At 65.5% G+C, this 4244-nt stretch carries 4 protein-coding genes; all 4 read right to left on the bottom strand.

Annotated elements, in window-relative coordinates; genetic code table 11:
• Window positions 1-215: 215 nt before the first annotated feature.
• On the bottom strand, window positions 216-1196 hold the full coding sequence (secF, locus tag ABGA94_RS08810; RefSeq protein ID WP_065185182.1) for a protein translocase subunit SecF: 981 nt from the start codon (window positions 1194-1196) through the stop codon (window positions 216-218).
• 16 nt (window positions 1197-1212) lie between these two features.
• Entirely contained in the window at window positions 1213-3069 is a 1857-nt protein-coding gene (gene secD, locus ABGA94_RS08805; RefSeq protein WP_171958244.1) for a protein translocase subunit SecD, read from the bottom strand.
• A gap of 61 nt (window positions 3070-3130) precedes the next feature.
• A complete protein-coding gene (gene yajC, locus ABGA94_RS08800; RefSeq protein ID WP_005416201.1) occupies window positions 3131-3475 on the bottom strand; it encodes a preprotein translocase subunit YajC in 345 nt (114 codons plus the stop codon).
• 133 nt (window positions 3476-3608) lie between these two features.
• On the bottom strand, window positions 3609-4244 hold a 636-nt coding region (locus ABGA94_RS08795), incomplete at its 5' end, for a tRNA guanosine(34) transglycosylase Tgt (protein WP_375367039.1).

Below are 4244 nucleotides of genomic sequence, written 5' to 3'. Positions count from 1 at the left end.
GATGCGGCTGCCAAGCCTACACGGACGTACTTGCGGCGTCCCCGCACTCCGACACCGCCCCGCCCACCCACGGAAGGCACGCTCTTGCTGTTGCTGTTGCTGTTGCTGTTGCCGGCCAGCGGCCGGCACTACCGTGGGTGCAGGGCTGCAAGCCCTGCAACACAAAAAACCCCGCTTGCGCGGGGTTCTCTGTGGGTTGCGTGCAGCGCGAACGGTTACGGGCGACGGGCCAGGGCCTCAACGTCCTTCGCCTTCGGCAGCAGGTCCTGCTTGCTGACGCGCAGGAAACCGATCGTCAGCATCGGCACCGCCACCAAGATCGAGGACAGCACCACGATCACCGCACCGATCATATGCGTCTCGGCCAGGCCTTCCATCGAGCTGCCGCCGTACAGGTACAGGGCAAGCGCGGACAGGAAGAACATCACCGCAGTGATCACCGTACGCGACAGCGTCTGGTTGATCGAACGGTTCAGCACTTCCATCGAATCCACGCGCAGGCTGCGGAAGTTCTCACGGACGCGGTCGAAGACCACGATGATGTCGTTGATCGCAAAGCCCATCACCGACAGCAGGCCGGCCAGCACGGTCAGGTCGAACTCACGGCCCAGCAGGGACACGTAAGCGACCGTCACGATCAGGTCGAACATCGCCACGATGCTGGCGGTGACCGCGAACTTCCACTCGAAGCGCACTGCGATGTAGATCAGGAAGCCGGCCAGCATGAAGATGGTGGCATACAGGCCATTCATCGCCAGGTCCTTGCCGATCTGCGGGCCCACGAACTCGTTGCGGAGCACGGTGGCCTGATTGTCGGCAGTGGACAACGCCTTCACCACGGCAGCGGCCGTGGCCTTGTCCTCGTGGGCGGCGTCGCCGGTACCCGGAGCATGCTCGCCGTGCGGGGCCAGGCGGATCAGCAGGTCGGTGTTGCCACCGACGCTCTGCACCTGGGCGCCTTCGAAGCCACTCTGCTCGAGCTTGGTGCGGACCTGCTCAACATCCACCGCCTTGTCGAAGCGGGCTTCGATCAGGGTGCCGCCGGTGAAGTCCAGCGCGTAGTTGAAGCCCTTGATGCCGATGATGGCGACCGAGGCCAGGAACACCACGATGGTGACTGCCATGGCGACATGGCGCCAGCGCATGAAGTCGATCTTGGTGTCGTTCGGGAGGATGTGCAGCGGAAACAGTTTCATTGTGCGTGTCGTCCCGTCAGATGGCCACGTTCTGGAGCTTCTTGCGACGGCCGTAGATCAGCGTCGCCAGCGCACGCGACACGGTGATCGCGGTGAACATGGAGGCGAAAATACCGATGATCATGGTCAGCGCGAAGCCCTTCAGCGGACCGGTACCGAATGCAAACAGCGCCACGCCGACGATCAGGCCGGTCAGGTTGGCGTCGAGGATGGTGCCCGAGGCACGCTCGTAACCGGTCACGATCGCCGTCTTGCCCGGCACACCGGCTCGCAGCTCTTCACGGATACGCTCGTTGATCAGCACGTTGGCGTCCACCGACAGGCCAACCGACAACGCCAGGCCGGCAAAGCCCGGCAGGGTCATGGTGGCACCGAACAGCGACATCACCGCCACTACGATCAGCAGGTTGAACAGCATCGCTGCCGAGGTGATCACACCGAACATGCGGTAGTACACGCTGAAGAACACCAGGGTGAACAGGAACGCGAACACCACCGCGCGCATGCCGTTCTTGACGTTCTCGGCGCCGAGGCTCGGGCCGACCACGCGCTCCTCGACGAAGTCCATCGGCGCAGCCAGCGAACCCGACTTCAGCAGCTTGGCCAGGTCTTCGGCTTCCTTCTTCTGCAGGCCGGTGGTCTGGAAGTTCTTGCCGAACACGCCGTTGATGTTGGCCACCGAGATCACTTCCTCGTTGACCTTGAAGCCACGCACTTCCTGCCCGTCGACGACGGTTACGGTCGGCACGCGCTCGGTGTAGACCACCGCCATCGGCTTGTTCACGTTGGCGCTGGTGAAGTCGAACATGCGCTGGCCACCGACGTTGTTCAGCGTCACGCTGACCGCCGGCGAGCCGCTGTTCGAATCGGTCACCGCCTGCGCACCGACCATCTGGTCGCCGGTGACGATCACGCGCTTGTTCAGCAGGATCGGGCCACGGCCGTCGCGCTGCTGGTAGACCTTCGCTTCCGGCGGAATGCGGCCGGAGTTGATGGCGTCCTGCGCATTGCCTTCAACCACCGCACGGTATTCCAGGGTGGCGGTGGCACCGATCATGCGCTTGGCTTCGGCGGTGTCCTGCACGCCGGGCAGCTGCACGACCACGCGGTCGGCACCCTGGCGCTGGATGATCGGCTCGGCCACGCCGAGCTGGTTCACGCGGTTACGCAGGGTGTTGATGTTCTGCTCGATGGCACCATTGGAGATCTGCGCGATCTCGGTATCGGGCACGGTCACCGTGATGCGGTTGCCGCTGACGTCGTAGCCGAGGGTCGGCTGCGCCTTGACCAGCGCGGCGCGGGCGCGCTGCGCGGCGTCATCGCCGGCGGATGGGCTCAGGTTGGCCACGATGCTGTTGTCGGCGCGGCGTTCCACCGACTGGTAGGCGATACGCGCGTCACGCAGGGTGCTGCGCACGTCTTCGGTATAGGCATCCAGGCGCTTGTCGAGGGCAGCCTTCTGGTCGACCTGCAGCACGAAATGCACGCCGCCCTGCAGGTCCAGGCCCAGCACCATCGGGCGACCGCCGAGGTTGGCCAGCCAGTCCGGCACGGTCGAAGCCAGGTTCAGCGCCACGGTGTACTTCTCGCCGACGGTGTCACGCAGGGCGTCGCTGGCAGCGGACTGCGACTTCAGGTCCGGCAGGCGGACGATCAGGCTTTCCCCTTCCTTTTCGGCACCGATGGTGGCGATGCCGGCCTTTTTCAGGTCGGCCAGCACACGGTCGCGCAGCGCATCGTCGATCTGCCCGCCACGGTTGGCGGTGATCTGGATGGCCGGGTCCTTCTGGTAGATGTTGGGCAGCGCATACAGCGCGCTGAGCGCCAGTACGATCAGGATGACGACGTACTTCCAGCGTGGAAATTCGAGCATTGCTTGGGTCCCGCGCGGCGCCATCCCCGGCGCCGCGGTTGTGCTTCGGAAAGGGAGTGGCTTACTTGGCCGAATCCAGGGTGCCGGTCGGCAGCACGCTACCGACAGCGCCCTTCTGCACGCGGATGCGCACGTTGTCGGCCACTTCGACGGTGATGAAGTGGTCGCCGATGTCGGTGACCTTGCCGGCGATGCCGCCGTTGGTCAGCACTTCATCGCCGCGCTTGATCTTCTCCAGCATGGCCTTGTGCTCCTTCTGCCGCTTCATCTGCGGGCGGATCATCAGGAAGTACATGATGGCGATCAGGATGATCGGGAACAGCAGCGTGGTCAGGCCCATGCCCTGCGGTTGGCCGCCGGCGGCCTGGGCGTGGGCGGCGGGAATCAGGAAAGCAAGCAGGTTCATCGTTGGTCCTTTGGTTGGGCGGCGCTCCCGTCCCTTGAGGGGCGGGGGTGTCGACCGCGGATCTGGGTCAGCCTTGAAGTATGCCACGGCCCCGGGCGTTCGTCCTTGGGCCGTTCGGCAGGGGGCGTCGGGGTTACAGCGGCGGGGCCACCGCTCCGCGTGCCGCGTAGAAGGACTCGCGGAAGGCCAGGAAGGTTCCCGCCTCAATCGCGGCACGGATGTCGGCCATGAGCTTTTCGTAATAGAACAGGTTGTGCAGGGTGCCCAGCATCGGCGCCAGCATCTCGTTGCAGCGGTCCAGGTGGCGCAGGTAGGACCGGGTGTAACCGCCGGTGCAGGCCACGCAGCCGCAGCCCGGCTCGATCGGGTCCATGTCCCGCGCGTACTGGGAATTGCGGATGCGAACGGTGCCGAACGAGGTGAAATAGTGGCCGTTGCGCGCATTACGGGTCGGCATCACGCAGTCGAACATGTCCACGCCGCGTGCCACGCCCTCGACCAGGTCCTCCGGCCGGCCCACGCCCATCAGGTAACGCGGGCGGTCGCCCGGCAGCTCAGGATCCAGGTGGTCGAGCATGGCGTTGCGCTCGTGCTCCGGCTCGCCCACGGCCAGGCCGCCGATGGCGTAGCCGTCGAAGCCGATCGCCTGCAGGGCGTCGGCCGACCGGCTGCGCAGGTCGGTGTGCACGCCCCCCTGGACGATGCCGAACAAGGCCGCGTCGTTGCCCAGCTCGTCATGCGCGTTGCGGCTGCGCTGGGCCCAGCGCAG

The organism is Stenotrophomonas sp. 3diitr2024, from assembly GCF_042136455.1.
Classification (GTDB): Bacteria; Pseudomonadota; Gammaproteobacteria; order Xanthomonadales; family Xanthomonadaceae; genus Stenotrophomonas; species Stenotrophomonas sepilia.
This window is presented reverse-complemented; position numbering and strand designations above follow the sequence as displayed.

Excerpts from the sequence above, each read along its gene's own strand:
- secD (WP_171958244.1), bottom strand. The coding sequence starts at position 3,069 with ATGCTCGAATTTCCACGCTGGAAGTACGTCGTCATCCTGATCGTACTG.
- yajC (WP_005416201.1), bottom strand. The coding sequence starts at position 3,475 with ATGAACCTGCTTGCTTTCCTGATTCCCGCCGCCCACGCCCAGGCCGCC.
- secF (WP_065185182.1), bottom strand. The coding sequence starts at position 1,196 with ATGAAACTGTTTCCGCTGCACATCCTCCCGAACGACACCAAGATCGAC.